This window comes from Amycolatopsis sp. lyj-346 (assembly GCF_046548975.1).
Classification (GTDB): Bacteria; Actinomycetota; Actinomycetes; order Mycobacteriales; family Pseudonocardiaceae; genus Amycolatopsis.
In genome coordinates, this window is record NZ_JAJPWT010000017.1 from 170,423 (window position 1) to 189,220 (window position 18,798).

16 protein-coding genes are annotated in these 18,798 nt (G+C 70.5%); 5 read left to right on the top strand and 11 right to left on the bottom strand.

The window, feature by feature from the left end; all coding sequences use genetic code 11:
- Window positions 1-2,460, top strand: coding sequence for a LamG-like jellyroll fold domain-containing protein (locus tag ACLJQE_RS36430; protein WP_410644106.1), 2,460 nt, complete (start codon window positions 1-3; stop codon window positions 2,458-2,460).
- A 53-nt stretch (window positions 2,461-2,513) separates the two neighbouring features.
- On the opposite strand, the gene ACLJQE_RS36435 is transcribed toward ACLJQE_RS36430, so the two are convergent.
- The 3 genes from ACLJQE_RS36435 to ACLJQE_RS36445 are packed head-to-tail and all read right to left on the bottom strand — an operon-like array spanning window position 2,514 to window position 5,037.
- Window positions 2,514-3,164 carry a TetR family transcriptional regulator gene (locus ACLJQE_RS36435; RefSeq protein WP_410644107.1) on the bottom strand — a complete coding sequence of 217 codons (651 nt, stop codon included), beginning with the start codon at window positions 3,162-3,164 and terminating at the stop codon, window positions 2,514-2,516.
- 17 nt (window positions 3,165-3,181) lie between these two features.
- Window positions 3,182-3,628, bottom strand: a complete 447-nt coding sequence (locus ACLJQE_RS36440) for a PGPGW domain-containing protein (protein ID WP_410644108.1) — start codon at window positions 3,626-3,628, stop codon at window positions 3,182-3,184.
- Window positions 3,595-5,037, bottom strand: a complete 1,443-nt coding sequence (locus tag ACLJQE_RS36445; protein WP_410644109.1) for a serine hydrolase domain-containing protein — start codon at window positions 5,035-5,037, stop codon at window positions 3,595-3,597. Before ACLJQE_RS36445 ends, ACLJQE_RS36440 begins: the two co-directional genes overlap by 34 nt.
- Window positions 5,038-5,247: 210 nt before the next feature.
- Between ACLJQE_RS36445 and ACLJQE_RS36450 the strand changes: the two genes are divergently transcribed.
- Window positions 5,248-6,483, top strand: a complete 1,236-nt coding sequence (locus ACLJQE_RS36450; protein WP_410644111.1) for a DUF222 domain-containing protein — start codon at window positions 5,248-5,250, stop codon at window positions 6,481-6,483.
- A gap of 76 nt (window positions 6,484-6,559) precedes the next feature.
- Here the strand turns inward: ACLJQE_RS36450 and ACLJQE_RS36455 are convergent, their stop codons facing one another.
- Window positions 6,560-7,147 carry a CE1759 family FMN reductase gene (locus ACLJQE_RS36455; RefSeq protein ID WP_410644112.1) on the bottom strand — a complete coding sequence of 196 codons (588 nt, stop codon included), beginning with the start codon at window positions 7,145-7,147 and terminating at the stop codon, window positions 6,560-6,562.
- Window positions 7,144-8,259 carry an LLM class flavin-dependent oxidoreductase gene (locus ACLJQE_RS36460; protein WP_410644113.1) on the bottom strand — a complete coding sequence of 372 codons (1,116 nt, stop codon included), beginning with the start codon at window positions 8,257-8,259 and terminating at the stop codon, window positions 7,144-7,146. Before ACLJQE_RS36460 ends, ACLJQE_RS36455 begins: the two co-directional genes overlap by 4 nt.
- A 107-nt stretch (window positions 8,260-8,366) precedes the next feature.
- On the opposite strand from ACLJQE_RS36460, the gene ACLJQE_RS36465 reads away from it, so the two are divergent.
- The 3 genes from ACLJQE_RS36465 (at window position 8,367) to ACLJQE_RS36475 (ending at window position 14,525) form a co-directional block, all read left to right on the top strand.
- Window positions 8,367-9,827, top strand: a complete 1,461-nt coding sequence (locus tag ACLJQE_RS36465; protein WP_410644114.1) for a hypothetical protein — start codon at window positions 8,367-8,369, stop codon at window positions 9,825-9,827.
- 134 nt (window positions 9,828-9,961) lie between these two features.
- Window positions 9,962-12,013 carry a type IIA DNA topoisomerase subunit B gene (locus ACLJQE_RS36470; RefSeq protein WP_410644115.1) on the top strand — a complete coding sequence of 684 codons (2,052 nt, stop codon included), beginning with the start codon at window positions 9,962-9,964 and terminating at the stop codon, window positions 12,011-12,013.
- A gap of 28 nt (window positions 12,014-12,041) precedes the next feature.
- The gene (locus ACLJQE_RS36475; protein WP_410644116.1) at window positions 12,042-14,525 is read left to right on the top strand and encodes a DNA topoisomerase (ATP-hydrolyzing) subunit A; all 2,484 of its coding nucleotides are present in this window, start codon (window positions 12,042-12,044) and stop codon (window positions 14,523-14,525) included.
- A 51-nt stretch (window positions 14,526-14,576) separates the two neighbouring features.
- Here the strand turns inward: ACLJQE_RS36475 and ACLJQE_RS36480 are convergent, their stop codons facing one another.
- From ACLJQE_RS36480 to ACLJQE_RS36505, 6 genes are all read right to left on the bottom strand, one after another.
- A complete protein-coding gene (locus ACLJQE_RS36480) occupies window positions 14,577-15,461 on the bottom strand; it encodes a ThuA domain-containing protein (protein ID WP_410644117.1) in 885 nt (294 codons plus the stop codon).
- Window positions 15,462-15,547: 86 nt separating this feature from the next.
- A complete protein-coding gene (locus ACLJQE_RS36485; RefSeq protein ID WP_410644118.1) occupies window positions 15,548-16,054 on the bottom strand; it encodes a YbaB/EbfC family nucleoid-associated protein in 507 nt (168 codons plus the stop codon).
- Between the two features lie 5 nt (window positions 16,055-16,059).
- Window positions 16,060-16,440 (bottom strand): YbaB/EbfC family DNA-binding protein, encoded by a 381-nt coding sequence (locus ACLJQE_RS36490; RefSeq protein WP_410644119.1) that lies wholly within the window; start codon window positions 16,438-16,440, stop codon window positions 16,060-16,062.
- Window positions 16,441-16,443: 3 nt separating this feature from the next.
- The gene (locus tag ACLJQE_RS36495; RefSeq protein ID WP_410644120.1) at window positions 16,444-17,553 is read right to left on the bottom strand and encodes a C40 family peptidase; all 1,110 of its coding nucleotides are present in this window, start codon (window positions 17,551-17,553) and stop codon (window positions 16,444-16,446) included.
- Complete coding sequence (locus ACLJQE_RS36500; RefSeq protein ID WP_410644121.1) at window positions 17,550-17,894, bottom strand: hypothetical protein; 345 nt, start codon at window positions 17,892-17,894, stop codon at window positions 17,550-17,552. Before ACLJQE_RS36500 ends, ACLJQE_RS36495 begins: the two co-directional genes overlap by 4 nt.
- A 111-nt stretch (window positions 17,895-18,005) precedes the next feature.
- Window positions 18,006-18,752: a DsbA family protein gene (locus tag ACLJQE_RS36505; protein ID WP_410644122.1), complete on the bottom strand. Its 747-nt coding sequence runs from the start codon at window positions 18,750-18,752 to the stop codon at window positions 18,006-18,008.
- Window positions 18,753-18,798: the final 46 nt, after the last annotated feature.

Genomic DNA, 18,798 nt, shown 5'->3' on the forward strand with positions numbered 1-18,798 from the left:
ATGTTCCGCCCTGTTCGACTGGCCGCCGTGCTGGCACTGGCCCTCACCGGACTCGCGGTCCCCGCCGCGCACGCCGAGTCCCCACCGCAGTGGCAACGGCTCACCCCGCCACTGTCCACCCCGTGGACGAACGACGTCTCCCCTGCCAACGCCCTGCCGGACTACCCGAGACCGCAACTGACCCGCTCGAAGTGGCAGAACCTCAACGGCGTCTGGGAATTCGCCAAGGCGACCCCGGGCGAGGCCGCGCCGGTGGGCAGGACGCTCGGCGAGCGCATCCTCGTGCCGTACCCGGTGGAGTCCGCGCTGTCCGGGATCATGCGCCACGAAACGCAGATGTGGTACCGGCGGACGTTCCAGCTGCCGCGCGACTGGCGGGGCCAGCGGATCCTGCTGCACTTCCAGGCCGTCGACTACGACGCCACGGTGCTCGTCAACGGCAAGACCGTCAGCCGCCACACCGGCGGCTACGACGCCTTCTCCGTCGACGTCACGGACGCCTTGACCACGGGCAAGGACCAGGAGCTGATCGTCGGCGTCGCCGACCCGAACGACACCGGCGGGCAGCCGATCGGCAAACAGCGCAAACCCGGTGACGGCATCTTCTACACGCCGTCGTCCGGCATCTGGCAGACCGTCTGGATGGAGCCGGTGGCCGCCGCGCACATCGACCGCCTCGACATCACGCCGGATCTGGGTTCGGTGACGGTGAACGCGATCGTCGGCGGGCCGGCGCGGCAGCGCGTCGAAGCCGTCGCCTACGACCGCGGCCGCCCGGTCGGGCGGGTGAGCGGCGACGCGAACAAGCCGTTGAAGCTCAAGGTGGACCGGCCGCACCTGTGGTCACCGGACGACCCGTTCCTCTACGACCTGCGGGTCAAGCTCGTCCCCTCGGGCGACGAGGTCGGCTCGTACTTCGGGCTGCGCACGATCGGCCTCGGCAAGACCGCCGACGGCAAGCAGCGGATGCTGCTCAACGGCAAGTTCGTCATGCAGGTCGGCCCGCTCGACCAGGGCTTCTGGCCGGACGGCATCTACACCGCGCCGACCGACGCGGCGCTCAAGTTCGACCTGGAGCAGGAGAAGGCGCTCGGCTTCAACATGGTGCGCAAGCACATCAAGGTCGAGCCCGACCGCTGGTACTACCACGCCGACAAGCTCGGGCTGCTGGTGTGGCAGGACATGCCGTCGATGAAGGACGACGTCGAGCCGTCCGCGGCGGCCCGCGTCAACTACGAGTCCGAGATGAAGCGGATGATCGACCAGCACCGCAGCTTCCCGTCGATCGTCAGCTGGGTGCCGTTCAACGAGGGCTGGGGCGACTACGAGGTCGGCCGGATCGCCGACCTGGTCAAGTCCTGGGATCCCTCGCGGCTCGTGAACGCCGAGTCCGGCGTCAACTGCTGCCGGTCCGAACCGGACAGCGGCAAGGGCGACATCTACGACGACCACAGCTACACGGGCCCGGGCACGCCGATGCAGACCGGCACGCGCGCGGCGGTCGACGGCGAGTACGGCGGCCTCGGCCTCAAGGTCGCCGGGCACGAGTTCGACCCGGCGGGCAGCTTCGCCTACGAGATGGAGCCCGACAGCGCGACGCTCACCCGGCGCTACGGCGAACTCCAGCAACGCCTGCTGCTGGTCGCCCAGCGGTGCGGCTTGTCCGCGGGCGTCTACACGCAGACCACCGACGTCGAGAAGGAGGTCAACGGCTTCTTCACCTACGACCGGCAGGTGAAGAAGATGGACTTCGCGGCGGTCCGCGCGGCGAACCTCGCGGTGATCAAGGGTGCCACCGGCGCACCCGTTTCCGGGCCGTCGGTGCCCGCCGGGACGCCCGGGATCGACGGCATCGCCGCGTACCCGTTCGACGAGAACGCGGGCACGGTCGCCGAGGACGTCGTGGGCAGCCACGACGCGACGCTCGTCGGCGGCGCGTCCTGGACGGCCGGGAAGACCGGTTCGGCGTTGGCCACCAGCGGTTCCGGCCAGTACGCCGACACCGGCGCGGCACTGGTGAACACCGAAGGCAGCTACAGCGCGGCGGCGTGGGTGAAGTTCAACGCCGTGGGTGACGGCTTCCAGACCGTGGTGAGCCAGGACGGCGACAGCAACAGCGCGTTCTTCCTGCAGTACTCGGGCGCGGACCACCGGCTGGCGATGAGCTTCGTGGGCACGCGGGCCCTGGCGCCCACCGCACCGGAGCCGAACCGCTGGTACCACGTCGCCGGCGTCCGTGACACGGCCTCGGGCACGCTCAAGCTGTACGTCGACGGCCGGCTGGCCGCCACGAAGAGCGTCTGCCTCGGCGAGGCGTCGACCGGCCACACGGTGATCGGCCGCGGCAAGTACGGCGGCAGCCCGGTCGACTTCCTCGACGGGGCCGTCGACCAGGTCCACGTCTACGACCGGGCCCTGTCCGACGCGGACGTGAGCACGTTGTACACCGGCGGGAAGTAGGCCGGCGCCGGCCCGGGACCACGATCGCGGTCCCCGGGCCGGCTCGGCGTTCGTCATCCCTGCCGGGCGACCAGCCCCGCCAGCAGGTTCGTGAGCCCCTCCGCCAGCCCGAACTCCGGCGCCGCCCCCGGCTCGGCGGCCGCCACGGCCGCCGTCGGGTTGGCCGCGGGCCACGAACCCGACACCAGGACCACCACCCCGCGGGCGAAGTGCCGGGCCGCGCTCGGCGGCAGCTCCGGCACCCGGGCCCGCACCAGCTCGCCCAGCCGCTCGGTGTTCGCGGTGGCCCGGCGTTTGAAGCTGCGGGCGAACTCCTCCGGGATGTTGCGCTCCAGCACCGGCGCCATCGAACTCAGCAGCTCGCACAGCACCCGCCGGCCGGTGAGCGTCGCCGCGATCGTCCCGGCGATCCGCTCTTCGCGCGCGAAGCCGGGCTCCGCCGGGCCCGGCTCGCCGAGTGCCTCTTCCAGGTCGTCGAGCCACGCCGTCCAGGCGCTGTCGAGGACCTCCAGGAAGATCGCCTCGCGGCTGTCGAAGTACCGGATCACGTTGGACTTCGCCAGCCCGACCCGGCAGCTGAGCTCCCGCAGGCTGATGTCGGCGACCGGGCGCTCGGCGAGCAGCTCGCCCGCGACGGCGAGGATGGCCCGACGGCGCGCCTCGACCTGCTCGGGACGGCGGGCGCGCTGGAATCCGGCGCTCATGGCGCCGAGGCTACCCGTCAGTCGCCTGCCGGAGCCTTCGTTCCGGTTTCCCGGCTTCCCCGGCTTTCCCGGCGCGACTTGACCCGGCGGTAGCTCCAGACCAGCAGCGCGAACAGGATCACCGACGACAGGATCAGGCTCGACCCGGTGCTCCAGCCGCTGAACGGCAGCGACCGCACGGTGCCCCAGACGATCCCGGCGGCCAGCAGCGCCAGCCCGGCCAGCACCGAGCCGGCGATCCGCAGCGGCGACGACACGCTGTCCTCGGCCGCCTTCATCGCGCGGTCGCGCACCGGGTCGACGTACCGATCGAGCGCCGGGAACTCCGACGCCAGCAGCAGCAACCCGGCGAGCACCACCAGCAGCCCGGGGCCGGGCAGAACGAGCATCAGCGCCCCGACCACCAGCAGCAGGGCACCGGCCACCGCGATCAGGATCCGCTTCGTCTGCTTGCCGATGCCCATTGGGCGTCTCCCCTCGTCCGGTCCGATTGTTCCTGGTCGACGCCTCGCGTGCCACTCACGAGGGCGCGCGCCCTGGCCGCGGCCACGGTCAGGCCCGCCAGCGCGACCACGCCGAGCACGACCACGAGCCCCGGCCAGACGTAGAGCACCTGGCTGTAGGTACCCCGGCGCCCGGCGAATACCCATCCGAGCAGCTGCGGCAGGAACACCAGGGGCAACAGCGGCAGCAGCGGCGGCACGAGCCGCCACCACCGGGGCTTCCGCCCGGCTCGGCGGACACCCAGTACCGCGAGGGCCACCGCGACCAGTGCCAGTGCGCCGAGCACCCGGTCGGCGACCACCCCGCCGGGTGACGCGGGCTCCGGCGCACCGCCCTCCAGCAGGCTCGCGAGGCCCTCGGCCAGCAGTTCCGCCTCGTTGTCCAGCGCCATCCCGGTGTTCGCCATCACGGCGATGCCGTACCCGCCGGGCAGCAGCACCTGCGCCGCGGTGTGGGAGAACCAGTCGCCGGTGTGCGAAACGCGGCCGTCCCGGACACGCCAGCCCAGCGCGTAGGTGCGCCCGGGTGCGGGCGTGTGCGCCTGCCGGACCGACTCCGGGGACAGCGCGCCGCCACCGGTCCGCTGCGCGATCAGCCAGCGCGCGAGGTCGGCCGCGGTGGTCAGCACGCCGTGGCTGCCACCGGTGAACCAGTCCGGTTCGGACACCGGGACCTCGATCCCGAAGGCCCGGACGTACCCCTCGGTCCCGGACGGCGGCGCGTCCACCGAGGTGCTGCCGGTCATGCCCAGCGGCCGGAAGACGTGGCCGGTGAGGTAGTCCGCGAACGGCTGCCCGGCCACGACCTCGACGATCCGGGCGGCGACCTGGTAGTTCGGGTTGTGGTAGCGGAACTGCGCGCCGGGCTCACCGGCGAGCCCGGCGTCCGTCAGCCGGGTGACGGCCTCGGCGAGCGTGTGCGGCTGCGGCAGCGTCAGGTCGGGGAAGGTTTCATCGGCCATCCCGGACGTCTGGTCCAGCAGCATCCGGACGGTGATCCCGGCGCCGCGGGGATCGGCGAGCCGGAAATCGGGCAGGTACCGCGTCACCGGCTCGTCCAGCCCGAGCCGGCCGTTTTCGGCGAGCTGCAGGACCGCGAAGGCCGTCATGGACTTGCTCACCGACGCGATCGGGAGCCGGCTCGACGCGCTGAGCGGGTGACCCGCGGCGTCGTGGCCGTACCCGGCGACGCGGACGACGTCGTCGTCGTGGGTGACGGCGACCGTCGCGCCGGGCAGGCCGGTGTGGTCCAGGTAGGCGCGGACGTAGCCGTCGATGTCCTGGGGCAGGGCGTCCTGGGGCAGGGCCGCGTCGGCCGGTGTCGCCGTGGCCAGCAGCAGGGCGGCCAGGACGAGAAGGAGCCTTTTCATGGCTGTAAACGTAGGCAGCGCGAGGTGGCCGGCACTGCTGTCGGACGGTTGGTCCGACCCCCTACTTTCGGCAGGCCTTGACTGTTCGACGAAGTTATTGCAGGACAAGGAGTTACGCATCTGCGGTATCGGGTTCACCACCACTGATCCCGATTGGACACCACCTGATCGTGTGATGAACGCGTGTTCGATGGCCGGTAGTTTGGAGGTATGACCAGCAACGCAGTACTTTCCTCCTCTTCTGATGCGGTGGCTTTGGCCGATCGCATCGGTGAGCTGGTGGCGTGTATGCGGTCTGCCGAAGCCGAACTCGGGGCTGTGCTGGTGGAGATCGAGCAGCGTGGAGTGATGGAGCTGTTCGGCTACCGCTCTGCCGCCCGGCTGCTGGAACACCTGGCCGATATCCCCAAGTCCGCCGCTGAACGCCTCGTGAAACGGGCCCGCCTGGTGAACCCGGGACGCACCCTCGACGGGAGCCCGATTCCCGCCTTGGCCCCCGCCACCGGCGCGGCTGCCCGGGCTGGGCGGTTGAGCAACCCCATGATCGATGTGATCACCGATGTCCTCGGCCAGGTTCCGCCCGAGCACCACGACAGCGCCGAGGCCGACCTGCTGGCTTTCGCCGCCGAGGCCGGGCACAAGCAGGTCGCCGCGCTGGGGGCCCGCATCCTTGCCCACCTGGCCCCTGACGGCGAGGAACCCGCCGTCGCCGACCCGGTGATCCCGCCGCGGGAGCTGTTCCTGCGGCGCCGACGGTCCGGCACTTGGGAGCTGAACGCCCGGTTCGATGACGAGACCGGCACCCGCGCCAGCGCCCTCCTGGATGCCCTGGCCGAACGCCGCACCAGCGACGACGGCCCCGACCACCGCACCCACCCCCAGCGCTACGGCGACGCCTTCTCCGACGCCATCGACCTCGCCCTCAACTCCCCAGAGCTGCCAATGCAGGCCGGGGAACGAGCCCACGTCATGGTCGCCGTAGCCCTCGAAGACCTGAAGTCTGGGATCGGTCAGGCGACCCTCGGCGACACCGGCACCATCTCGGCCGCCGAAGCCCGCGTGCACGCCTGCGACGCCATGATCATCCCCGCCGTCTTGGGTGAGAAGAGTGAACCTCTCAACCTCGGGCGGCTCCGCCGGTTGATCTCCGCCGGGCTCCGCCGGGCCCTGTTCTTACGGGACCGTGGGTGCGCGTTCCCTGGCTGTCATCGGCCACCCCGGCACTGCCAAGGCCACCACATCCGCCATTGGGCTGACGGTGGTCCGACCGATCTCGGCAATCTGGTGCTGATGTGTGCTCACCACCACCGGTTGTTGCACCGCTCGGGATGGGAGGTCCGGATCGCCGCCGACGGCCTGCCCGAGTTCCTTCCACCGGTGTTCATCGACAGGCGCCGAAAACCCAGGCGAAACAACCTGCACGAACCGCTGCCGTTCGCAGCCTGAACACGGGAAAGGCCCGCAGCCACACGGCTACGGGCCTACACCCACGCGAGCCCAGAATCCGGCTCGCCCGGCAACCTCACTCGGCCGCCAGCAACTGTTCGAACGGAACGAAATCCGGCTCCCTCGAAGCAGCGGGCCGTCCCGCTGCCAACGAAGCCAGCTCCGCTCCCGCCTTCTCGATCCGTCGCTGCAACGCCCCCGAGGCCTCGCCACTGCCCCAGTCGGAGGAAGCCGCGTAAACGCCCGTGGCCACCGGATCCGCCTTCAAATACCCGAACAGCGGCCGGAGCTGGTAGTCCAGGACCAGGGAATGCCGTTCCGTTCCGCCCGTGGCCGCGAGCAACACCGGTTTGCCCACCAGCGAATCCGCGTCCAGGACGTCGAAGAACGACTTGAACAGCCCGCTGTACCCCGCCGTGAACACCGGGGTCACCGCGATCAGGGCGTCCGCGCCGGTCACCGTCTCGATCGCCGTGCGCAGCGCCGGGCTCGGGAAGCCCGTCAGGAGGTTCTTCGTGACGTCCAAGGCGATGTCCCGCAGCTCCACCACGGAAACCGAGACCGGTTCCCCGGCCGCGGCGGCGGTGGCCGCGGCCAGGCGGTCGGCCAGGAGACGGGTCGATGACGGGACCGACAGGCCCGCCGTCACCACTGCGAGCTTCATACCGTTGCCTCCAACGACGCAGCCTCCGACGAAGCAGCCTTCAGGGACGCAGCCTTCAGGGACGCGTGCGTCGGCGCGTCCGGGACGTGGGCCGGGCGCATGGCGTCCAGTTCCTTGCGCAGGACCGGGATCACGTGCTCGCCGAGCAGGTCGAGCTGCTCCAGCACCGTCTTCAGCGGCAGGCCCGCGTGGTCCATCAAGAACAGCTGGCGCTGGTAGTCGCCGAAGTGCTCGCGGAAGGTCAGCGTCTTGTCGATGACCTCCTGCGGGCTGCCGACCGTCAGCGGCGTCTGCTCGGTGAACTCCTCCAGGGACGGGCCGTGCCCGTACACCGGTGCGTTGTCGAAGTACGGCCGGAACTCGTTCCACGCGTCCTGGGACTTGGGGCGGATGAACGCCTGCCCACCAAGGCCGACGATCGCCTGGTCCGCCGAGCCGTGGCCGTAGTGCTCGAACCGCTGCCGGTAGAACGCGATCAGCTGCTGGAAGTGCGAAGTCGGCCAGAAGATGTGGTTGGCGAAGAACCCGTCGCCGTAGTACGCCGCCTGCTCGGCGATCTCCGGGCTGCGGATGGACCCGTGCCAGACGAACGGCGGGACGCCGTCCAGGGGCCGCGGGGTCGACGTGAAGCCCTGCAGCGGGGTGCGGAACTTGCCGGACCAGTCGACGACGTCCTCGCGCCAGAGCCGGCGCAGCAGCGCGTAGTTCTCGATCGCCAGGGGAATGCCCTGGCGGATGTCCTGGCCGAACCACGGGTACACCGGGCCGGTGTTGCCGCGGCCCATCATCAGGTCGACGCGGCCGTCGGCGAGGTGCTGCAGCATCGCGAAGTCCTCGGCGATCTTCACCGGGTCGTTCGTGGTGATCAGCGTCGTCGAGGTCGACAGGATCAGCCGGGACGTCTGCGCCGCGATGTGGCCCAGCATCGTCGTGGGCGACGACGGGACGAACGGCGGGTTGTGGTGCTCGCCGGTCGCGAAGACGTCGAGGCCGACCTCTTCCGCCTTCAGCGCGATGCGGACCATCGCCTTGATCCGCTCGTGTTCCGTCGGGGTGGTTCCGTTCGTGGGATCGGTCGTGACGTCGCCCACCGTGAAGATTCCGAACTGCATGACCTGCTCCCTTCGCGAGCACCATCTTACATGCGCGTTCAACTACTTCCAAGCAAGAGATATTCCGGCCGTCAGGTGCCCGAGAGGCACCGGCTAAGGTCGGGGGCATGGACGCGGAGCTCGCTCGGCTGGGTTTGGCAGAACGTTCGGTACGACTACTCGCCGGTCGCGACATCTGGGCCTCGATCACCCCCTTGCTCGCCCCGCGCCGGAACCTGGTGGCCGCCTTCGGCCACGTCGGCCCCGGCGCGGCGGCCTTGCTGCCCTTGCAACCCGGCGACACGCTGATCACGGACGCGAGCCTGGACACCGTGCTGTCCGGCGCGACGAGCCCGCACGCGCTGCTGCACTGGGTCAAGGCGGGCGTGATCGTGCACTCGCTGCGGGGGCTGAACGCGAAACTGGTGATCGCCGAGGACGACCCGTCCTTCGTCGTGGTCGGCTCGGCCGACGTCACCGCCGCCGGACCGCGGCAGCTGTTCGAGGCGGTCACGCTCTCCCACGAGCGGCAGACCGTCGAGGAGGCCCAGGAGGCCTGGCTCGAGTGGTGCGACCTCGCGGGCCCCTCGCTGACCGCCGGTGACCTGGAGCCGCTGCTGGAGCAGTACGGCGCCGGCAAGCTGGTCACGGCCCGCTCCGCGCCGTCCCGGCCCGCCGCGGCCACCCGGCCGGTGGTGACCAGCCGCCAGGTGACGCCGGTCCGGCCCGCGGCCGCGACCCCGCCGCCCTCGCCGGTCCGCCCGGCCGCTCCCGCACCCTCCCCCGTCCGCCCGGCCGCTCCCGCGCCCTCGCCGGTCCGCCCGGCGCAACCGGCCGCAGTCACCCCGCCGGCCTCGCCGGCGCAGCCGGAGGCGGCCACGTCACCGGCTGCCGCGGGCCTCCCGGACCGCCCCGCCGAGGCCACCCCGGCCCAGCCGGACGCTGCCGCGCAGCCGGAGCAGCCCGCCGCCGCGGGCACCACGCCCGCGGAGCCCGGCGCCCCGGCCGGCACCGCGTCCCCGGCCGGCACCGGGGAACCGGCCGCGGCCGAGCCGGAAGCCGCCGAAACCCCCGAAGCCACCGACGTGCCCCGGCCGGCCTGGCCGCGGCCGGCCGAGCTGTACCTGCTCAGCCTCGTCGAAGGCGGCGAACCGAACGCCGAGGCCGCGTACCGGCTCGAAGAACTGCAGCGCGAGTACACCCACCCGGGCGAGGACGGCGAGTCGCCGTTCCGGGTCGAGCTGCTCTGGGCCGACGACGGCCAGGGCCAGGACCCGCCGCGCACGCTCCGCGCGGGCGTGCACCTGATCCCCGTCTACAGCCAGAAGCAGGGCCGTCCCCTCGTCGGGTCGCGGATCGAGGCCCCCGGTCTCGTCCTGCAGGCGTACATCGACGAATTCGCCTACCCCCGCCGGACCTACTGCTACGTCCTGACCCGGCAGTCGACCGCCAAACCGGCCTTCGGGGAACTCCGGAAGGCCCTCGCCGCGATCGGCGAGAAGCCGAACTTCCGGAACAGTTTCCAGGTCCCGCGGAAGATCGAAGCCCTGCTCGCCCTGTGGCCCGACCTGGGCTACGACCCCCGCTAGAGGGCGGCGCGCGCCACCCCGGGAAGGGCAGCGCGCGAAAGTTGTCGGGGTCGGCGGATATCCTGCACTACGGTGCAGGCGAGTCCGCACCACCACCAGCACTTTCGCGAGCCACGATCCGGGAGAACGACCCTGTGACTGCCGAGACCTTGTACGGGGCCGACGACCTGACGCATCTCGAGGGTCTCGAAGCCGTCCGCAAACGACCCGGGATGTACATCGGCTCCACCGACAGCCGGGGCATCAACCACCTCTTCGCGGAGGTGGTGGACAACTCCACGGACGAAGGCGTCGCCGGCCACGCGACGAAGATCGTCGTCACGCTGCACGCCGACGGCAGCGTCCAGGTGGACGACGACGGCCGCGGCATCCCGACCGGCACCCACGCCAAGTCCGGTTTGTCCGGCGTCGAACTGGTGCTGACGCGGTTGCACGCCGGCGGCAAGTTCGGCGGCTCCGGCTACAAGACCTCCGGCGGCCTGCACGGCGTCGGCGCTTCGGCGGTCAACGCGCTGTCGCACCGCTTCGACGTCACGGTGAAGCAGGACGGCAAGGTCCACCAGATGTCGTTCAAGCACGGCGTCCCCGGCACGTTCGACGGGCCGGGCCCGAAGGCGAAGTTCACCCGCCGGTCCGGGCTGAACCTCGTCGGCAAGATGAAGCGCGGCGAGCGCAGCGGCACGTCCATCCGCTACTGGTACGACGCCCGCTACTTCGAGTCCGGCGCGGCGCTCGACGTCGAAGGCGTCCGGGCGAAGCTGCGCAACACCGCGTTCCTCGTCCCGGGCGTCACGTACGTGCTGCGCACCGCGATCGAAGACACGATCAACGAGGAGACCTTCCACTTCCCGCACGGCCTGGTCGACATGGTCGACTTCCTCTCGCCGTCGGGCGAGAAGCCGGTCTGCGGCACCCTGCTGATCACCGGCGAAGGCACGTACAAGGAGAACGCGGCCGACGCCGCCGGCGTCATGCAGTCCAATGTGGAGCGTCACGCCGAGGTCGAGGTGGCGCTGCGCTGGGGCACCGGCTACGAGCGCACCGTCGAATGCTTCACCAACACGATTCGCAACGTGCACGGCGGCACCCACCGCCGCGGCTTCGACCGCGCCGTGGCGAAGGCGTTGCAGGAGGCCATCTCCAAGACCCGGGGGCTGCTCAAGCCCAAGGAGGACATGCCGACGATCGAGGACGTCCTCGAGGGCATGACGGCCGTGGTGCACGTCCGGCTGCCGGAGCCGCAGTTCACGTCGCAGACCAAGGACGAGCTGTCCACCGCCGGGATCACCCGCGTCCTGCAGGGCATCGTCGACCGGCACGTCAAGGCCTGGACCGAGGATCGCAAGACGAAGTCCGAGGCCAAGGTCGTGCTGCAGAAGGTGGTCGACGCCTCCCGCGTCCGGCTCACCCAGAAGCAGCAGAAGGACGCCGCCCGGCGCAAGACCGCGCTGGAAGGCGCGGCGATGCCGCCGAAGCTGGTCGACTGCCGCACCACCGGCGTCGCCCGCAGCGAGCTGTTCCTGGTCGAGGGCGACAGCGCGCTGGGGTCGGCGCGGATGGCGCGTGTCTCGGAGTACCAGGCGCTGCTCCCCCTGCGCGGCAAGATCCTGAACGTCCAGAAGGCGTCGCTGGGCGACACGCTGAAGAACGCCGAGATCGCGTCGATCGTCCAGGTGCTCGGCGCGGGCACCGGGCGCACGTTCGACCTGTCGACCATGCGCTACGGGCGGGTGATCCTGATGGCCGACGCGGACGTCGACGGCTCGCACATCCGGACGCTGCTGATCACGCTGTTCGCGAAGTACATGCGCCCGGTGATCGAGGACGGCCGGCTGTACGCGGCGATGCCGCCGTTGCACAAGCTCGTCACGAAGGGCCGCAACCCGGAGACGCACTTCACCTTCACGCAGAGGGAGATGGAGCAGAAGTTCGCCGAGCTGGAGAAGGCGGGCAAGAGCATCGTCACCCCGGTGCCGCGGTTCAAGGGCCTCGGCGAGATGGACGCCGACGAGCTGTGGGAGACCACGATGAACCCGGCGACCCGCTCGGTCCGCCGCATCACCATGGACGACGCCGAAGCCGCCGAGGGCGCGCTGGAGCTGCTGATGGGCGAGAAGGTCGAGCCCCGGCGGAACTGGCTGGTCGCCTCGTCCGACCGGGTCGACCGCGAAGCCATCGACGCTTAAGTTTTCGTAGCTACCAAGGAGTTCTGCCGTGGCACGCCGCAAGGGCACCACCACCAAGGTCGATCCGAGCGCGTTCGACGCCGCCGGGGCGCAGGTCTTCGAGAACCCGCTGAAGACCGAGATCGAAGACTCCTACCTGGAGTACGCGTACTCGGTCATCCACTCGCGCGCCCTGCCGGACGCGCGGGACGGGCTGAAGCCGGTGCACCGCCGGATCCTGTACTCGATGAACGAGAACGGCTACCGCCCGACGCACGCGTACGTGAAGTCGTCGCGCGTGGTCGGCGACGTGATGGGCAAGTACCACCCGCACGGTGACGTCGCGATCTACGACGCGATGGTGCGGCTGGCGCAGGACTTCTCGCTGAACGTCCCGCTGATCGACGGCCACGGCAACTTCGGCTCCCCCGACGACGGCCCGGCCGCCTCGCGGTACACCGAAGCGCGGATGTCGCCCGAGGCGATGCAGCTGGTCGGCGAGCTCGGCGAGGACACCGTCGACTTCCGGCCGAACTACGACGGCTCGCTCGAAGAGCCGTCCGTGCTGCCGGCGGCGTTCCCGAACCTGCTGGTCAACGGCACGTCCGGGATCGCGGTCGGGATGGCGACCAACATGATCCCGCACAACCTCGGCGAGGTCATCGCCGCGGCGCGGTGGCTGATCACGCACCCGTCCGCGACGCTCGACAAGCTGATGGAGTTCGTCCCCGGCCCCGACCTGCCGACCGGCGGGAAGCTGCTGGGCCTCGACGAGGTGCGCCGCGCCTACGAGACCGGCCGCGGCGTGGTCCGGATGCGCGCGAGCGTCGAGACCGGGCCGCTGGAGGGCAGCCGCGGGCGGCAGGCGATCACCGTCACCGAGCTGCCCTACGGTGTCGGCCCGGAGAAGGTGATCGAGAAGATCACCGACGAGGTCAACAAGTCCAAGCGGCTCACCGGCATCGCCGACGTCAAGGACCTCACCGACCGCGAGAACGGCACGCGGCTGGTCATCGAGTGCAAGGTCGGCGTCAACCCGCAGGCCCTGCTCGCCGACCTCTACCGGCTCACGCCGCTGGAGCAGTCGTTCGGCATCAACAACCTGGTCCTCGTCGACGGCCAGCCGCAGACCCTGGGCCTGAAGGAACTCCTGGAGGTCTTCCTCCGCCACCGCTACGACGTCGTCACGCGGCGGACGAAGTACCGGCGCCGCAAGCGCGAAGAGCGCCTGCACCTGGTCGACGGCCTGCTGATCGCGCTGCTGAACATCGACAAGGTGATCAAGCTCATCCGCGAGAGCGAGAACGCGCAGGCCGCGAAGGACGGCCTGATGACGCGCTTCAAGCTCTCGGAGATCCAGGCGACGTACATCCTGGACACGCCGCTGCGCCGGCTGACCAAGTACGACCGGCTGGAGCTGGAGTCCGAGCAGGAGCGGCTGCGCGAGGAGATCGCGGAGCTGACCAAGATCCTCGACGACGAGTCGGTGCTGAAGAAGCTCGTCTCGTCCGAGCTGGCGAAGGTCGCGAAGGACTTCACGACCGAGCGCCGCACCGCGCTGATCGACGGCGACCTGAAGGAGGTCCTGGCCGCGTCGAAGCCGTCCGGGCCCTTGGAGGTCGCGGACGACCCGTGCCAGGTGATCCTGTCGGCCACCGGGCTGGTGGCACGCACCGCGGCCGAGTCCGAAGAAGCGACGGAGACGCGCCGCCGCAACGGCCGGGTGAAGCACGACGCGGTGGCGGCCCTGGTCCACACGACCGCGCGCGGGCAGGTGCTGCTGGTGACCAGCCGCGGCCGGGCGTTCAAGACCGACGTGCTGCCGCTGCCGGTGCTGCCCGAGCAGGCCGGCACGGTGTCGCTGCGCGGCGGCATGGCGGCGAAGGAACTGGTGCCGCTGGAGAAGGGCGAGACGGTCGTCGGGATCGCGCCGCTGGGCGAGCAGGCGGCGGGCTCCCCGGGCCTGGCGCTGGGCACGAAGGCCGGTGTGGTGAAGATCTGTTCGCCGGAGTGGCCGGTCCGCTCGGACGAGTTCGAGGTGATCAGCCTCAAGGACGGCGACGAGGTCGTCGGCGCGACGTGGCTGGCGGACGGCACGGAGACGCTGGCGTTCGTGTCGTCGGAGGCGTCGCTGCTTAAGTACGCGGCGTCGCTGGTCCGCCCGCAGGGGCTCAAGGGCGGCGGCATGGCGGGCATGAACGTGGGTGCGGGGTCGGTGGTGTTCTTCGGCGCGGTCCGCACGGACGACGACGAGCACGGCGAACCGATGGTGATCACCTCGACGGGCCAGAGCGTGAAGGTGACGCCGTTCAGCGAGTACCCGGCCAAGGGCCGCGCGACGGGCGGCGTCCGGGCCCAGCGGTTCCTCAAGGGCGAAACCGAGCTGCGGGTGGCGTGGATCGGCCCCCGCCCGGCAGGTGCGGCACGCAACGGCGACCCGGTGGAGCTCCCGGAGATCGACGTCCGCCGCGACGGCTCGGGCCACGCCCACCCCGGCCCGGACGTGGTCGGTCACCTCATCGAACGCGACTGACGGTCGTGGGTGTTCAGGCGGGCGGGAACCCGCCTGAACACCCACGACCCGCTAGCCGACCTTGAACGACTGAGCAGCGCCGCCGCCGGCCGGCCCGGTCGAGCCGCCGCCGAGCCACTTCAGGCCGTCGAGAACGAACCGGTTCTGGTCGGCGCTCTCGAACGTCGACGACAACGCCGTGTTCGTGTCGTAGTTCATCGCGTTGTGGCCGAAGTTGGCGTAGAGCATCTTGTAGTTCTTGTTCGTCCACGCGATCGGGTAGTAGCCGCTGTACCAGGTCTGGTTCGGGTCGGTGCCGATCGGGAAGGTGGCCTGGTCCATCGACGCCAGGACGGTGATGTTGCCGTTCTGGCGCAGGTCGTTCTGCCAGGCGTACCACTCCGACGTCGACGACCGGATCGTCGACGGCAGGTTCACCGTCGACGGGTGGGAGCGGTTCTCGATCCGCAGTGTCTCCGGCGTCGGGCCCCACGTGTTCGACGTGAACCGGCCGGTGCCGAGGAAGTCGTTGTGGAACCAGCCGGCGTACGACGGCGTCGAGCTGTCGTTGTAGGCGGTGACGTGGAAGCCGAAGAACCCGCCGCCGGCCTGCATGTACCGCTGGAAGCCCTGGAACTGCGCCGGCGACTGCGGCTGGTCGTCGAGGAACAGCACGACCTGGTACTGGTCCGGCGTGATCGTCGTGAGCCGGTTCCAGTCGGTCGTCGCCGTGTAGGTGAACCCGTTGGCCGCCGCCTGCTGCGGGAACCAGACGTTCGCTTCCTTCTCGAAGCTGATGTGCGCGGCGTCGTAGGTGCCGCTGAAGAAGGCCAGCACCTTGAACGGGGCCGCGGCCTGCACGGGCGGAGCGCCGAGGCTCAACCCCAGGCAAGCGGCGAAGAACGCCAGGATCCGGAGGCAGCCGGCCGAGCTTGCCGTCGAGAGGCGAAAATTCACACCTTGAATTAATGCACAGGCTTCCGCGGTTGGTCCAGACCTCTACCCGAACTCGGGTACCGCTCAGCGGGAACGGGCTCTCGAGGTCAGCGGTCCGAACGCAGCGAAGCCGGGTCGAAGGACTCCCAGTAGGAATCCTCGTCGCTCGCAGCCGGGGCCCCGGCCGAAGCCCCAGCCGGCTCCGGTGATGCCGAGCCCAGCCGCTCGGCTCGCTGCCGCTGGAACTCCTCGACCGTCATGCCCGGGTCGTCGTCCTCGGCCCTGGCGGGCGCGGGCATTCCCGTCATCTGCTCGATCATGGACGTCATGTCCTCGCCGAGCAGCAGGGCGACCTTGTTGTAGCCGTCCTGGGTGGCCTCGCGCATCGCCGCCTGGGCGACCTCCACGATCCGCGATCCCAGCTGCTCGCCGATGTTCACCGCCGACGGCGCGAGCCACAGCCTCAGCAGCTTCCCGCGGGCGTCGACCGTCACCTCGACCTGGCCGTCGACGTCGTGCGCCGTGCCGGAAGCCGACGCCAGGAGTTCCTCCACGCGGGCCATCGCCTCTTCGCGGGCCCGGGCCTGGGCGATCAGCTGGCGGGTCGTGATCACCGCGGTCACCTTCCGTACGTGTAGGTGTCGGCGTCCGGGTCGTCGTCCGGGATCGGTTCGTAGCCCAGGGTTTCCAGCTGCGCCGCGTCCACCACCGGGGCGAGCGCGTGGTACATGCGGTCGCCCGCCCGCCGGGTGGCGCGCTGGGCCAGCTCGAGGATCTCCCCGGCGAGCACCGACGACCCGTGCCGCAGTGCCGAACGGTGGATCGTGAGCCCGGTCAGCAACCCGCCGGGCGCCACCTGGACTTCGATGGTGCTGTCCGGGGACGACGCCTTGCCCACCACCGGGCCCGAACGCGCGAAGCGCGCGGAGGCCTCTTCACCCGCTCGCGCTGCCTGCTCGGCAACGCGGACGGTCGCCAGGTCGATGTCGAATTCAGCCACAACTCACCCCGTTGGCCGGTAGAAGCCGATGAACGACTGTCCCGCGTTCGTGGTGCGGATCTTGCTGATCTGCACCGGGTCGCCCGCCTCGACCATCTGGCCGTCGCCGATCACCATCGCCACGTGCCCGGACCACACGACGAGGTCGCCGGGCAGCAGCTGGTCGATCGAGGGGACCTCGGCCCCGACCGTCTGCTGCGCCGCCGTCCGCGGCAGCTGCATGCCCGCGTCCTGGTACGACGTCATGACGAGGCCGCTGCAGTCGAGGCCGACACCCCGTGCGGTCCCGCCCCAGACGTAGGGCACGCCGAGCTGCGAAAGCGCCGCGCGCACGGCCTTCGCGGCCGTCTCGTTCGGCGCCATGACCTGCTTGCCGCCGGGCAGGTTGATCGCGACGCCGGAGCCGGGCTGCGGCGGGATCGCCACCGGCAGCCGCGGCTTGTGGACAGCACCGCCACCACCACCGCCCCCGCCGTCCGAACCGCCGGAATACCCGCTGTTGCTGTTGAACGAAGACCCGACCTTCGTGGCGGAAGACGACGAAGACGCCGACGTCGACTGCTCCTCACCGCCGAGCCGGGTGCCGATGGCGGTCAGCTCGTTGATCGTCTGCTCGCTGAAGGTGGCGGCCTGGCCGGTGAGCTGGCTGATCTTCGTCTGCAGCTTCATCAGGATGTCGCGCGAAGCGGCACCGCGGCTCTCCGGCGGCTGGATGCTCTTCACCGCTTCCAGCGCCTTCATCGACGCCGCGATCTCCTTGATGATCTGGTCGCGGACCTGGTCGTTCTTGATCTCGCCGACGTGCAGCGTCTCGGCCGCCTCCGCGACGGCCTTCTCGATCTCGGCGCTCTCGTCGAGGAGGTCCTGGACTTCCTTCTCCAGGCTCTGCGACGTCGCCGTGGCCCGGTCGGTGGTCGAACCCGAGCTGGCGGAAGTGAGGTTGACGCGCTGGGCGGAGGCGTGGTCGCGGGTCGTGCCGACCGACGTCTGCAGGGCGTAGTGCGCGTCACGGGCGCCGCCGATGGCGGCCGGGTCGTGGCGCAGCTTCTGCGCGAACTGGTTCGTGGTGTCCAGGCCGTGCCGGACGAGCTGGTCGGTGTGCTGCTCGGTCACGCGCGGTCCTGCCCGAGGTCGCCGCCGAGCCGCCGGACGACGTCGCCGTGCTCGCCCTCGACCGCCGCGTAGTTGCGATCGGTCTGCCGGGCGGCTTCGCCGACCTGCCGCCAGCCGCCGCCGACGCGGTGCATCTTCTCCTGCAACGCGCGCATCCGGCCGCTGTAGGCATCGGAGAAGCCGGCTTCGCCGCCCATCTCCGAGAAGCCGTGGCCGCCGAGCGTCACGTGCGGTCCGACGTGCTTCTCGGCCGCACCCTTGACGTCTTCCCCAAGCGGGTCGACCTCGCGCGCGTACCGCGTGTACGCGCCGTCATCGACGTGAAACCCCGAACCGTCCACTGGCCCTCCCTGTGCACCGGGGGTGCGACGTGCGCACGGCACCCCCGGTTCCCCTGATGCGGGAATCAGCCTAGTCGACGGTCCGTACCCGGGTGGGCGAATTGCCCCGAGTCAGCCGGTGACCTTCTTGAGCCAGTCCGGGTCCTGCCAGGAGACGATCGAGCCGTTCGCGGTGACCGTCGGCGTGCCGAAGCCGGTCTGGCCGCCGCCGAAGTCCTGCGCCAGCTTCGGGTCGTTCTCGATCTGCTGGAACGCGGTGTTCAGCTGCTGGTCGTAGGTGCCGGCGTTGACCGTCTGGGCGAACGCCGGGTCGGTGATCCCGACGTTCTTGCCGAGCTCGATCAGCTGCGCCTTGTCGTAGCCGCGCTTGCCCTCCTCGGGCTGGTTGGCGAACAGCGCGTCGTGGTACTGGAGGAACTTGCCGGCGTCGGCCGCGGCGAGCGCCGCGTTCGCCGAGTCGAGCGAGTAGCCCGGCGGGCTGGACCGCTGGGTGAGCAGCGGCACCATGTGGTAGCGCACCTGCAGCTTGCCGTCGTTGACGGCCTGCTCGATCTGCCCCTTGTACTGCTTCTCGAACTCGCCGCAGATCGGGCAGAGGAAGTCGGCGTAGACGTCGATCGTCGCCTTGGCGCCCGCCTTGCCCACGGTGACGGCCACGCCGTCACGCTTCTGGATGACATCGCCCGCCAGCGCGCTCGTCGACTCGCCCGGGCTGATGACCTTCCCCTCGGTCTTGTTCCGGTCCGCGATCGTCCAGAGCACGCCACCGACCACGAGCGCGGCCACGACGACCACCGCCCCGATCCCGATGATCCACTTCCGCCGGTCGCCGGAGGCCCCCCGGGCCTGCGCGACCACCTTCGGACCGGCCTGCGCCGCCTGACGACGTTTCCGAGCGGTCCGC

Bases quoted from the DNA above. Each gene is read 5' to 3' on its own strand.
- ACLJQE_RS36430 (WP_410644106.1), top strand. From the start codon at position 1: ATGTTCCGCCCTGTTCGACTGGCCGCCGTGCTGGCACTGGCCCTCACC.
- ACLJQE_RS36435 (WP_410644107.1), bottom strand. From the start codon at position 3,164: ATGAGCGCCGGATTCCAGCGCGCCCGCCGTCCCGAGCAGGTCGAGGCG.
- ACLJQE_RS36440 (WP_410644108.1), bottom strand. From the start codon at position 3,628: ATGGGCATCGGCAAGCAGACGAAGCGGATCCTGATCGCGGTGGCCGGT.
- ACLJQE_RS36445 (WP_410644109.1), bottom strand. From the start codon at position 5,037: ATGAAAAGGCTCCTTCTCGTCCTGGCCGCCCTGCTGCTGGCCACGGCG.
- ACLJQE_RS36450 (WP_410644111.1), top strand. From the start codon at position 5,248: ATGACCAGCAACGCAGTACTTTCCTCCTCTTCTGATGCGGTGGCTTTG.
- ACLJQE_RS36455 (WP_410644112.1), bottom strand. From the start codon at position 7,147: ATGAAGCTCGCAGTGGTGACGGCGGGCCTGTCGGTCCCGTCATCGACC.
- ACLJQE_RS36460 (WP_410644113.1), bottom strand. From the start codon at position 8,259: ATGCAGTTCGGAATCTTCACGGTGGGCGACGTCACGACCGATCCCACG.
- ACLJQE_RS36465 (WP_410644114.1), top strand. From the start codon at position 8,367: ATGGACGCGGAGCTCGCTCGGCTGGGTTTGGCAGAACGTTCGGTACGA.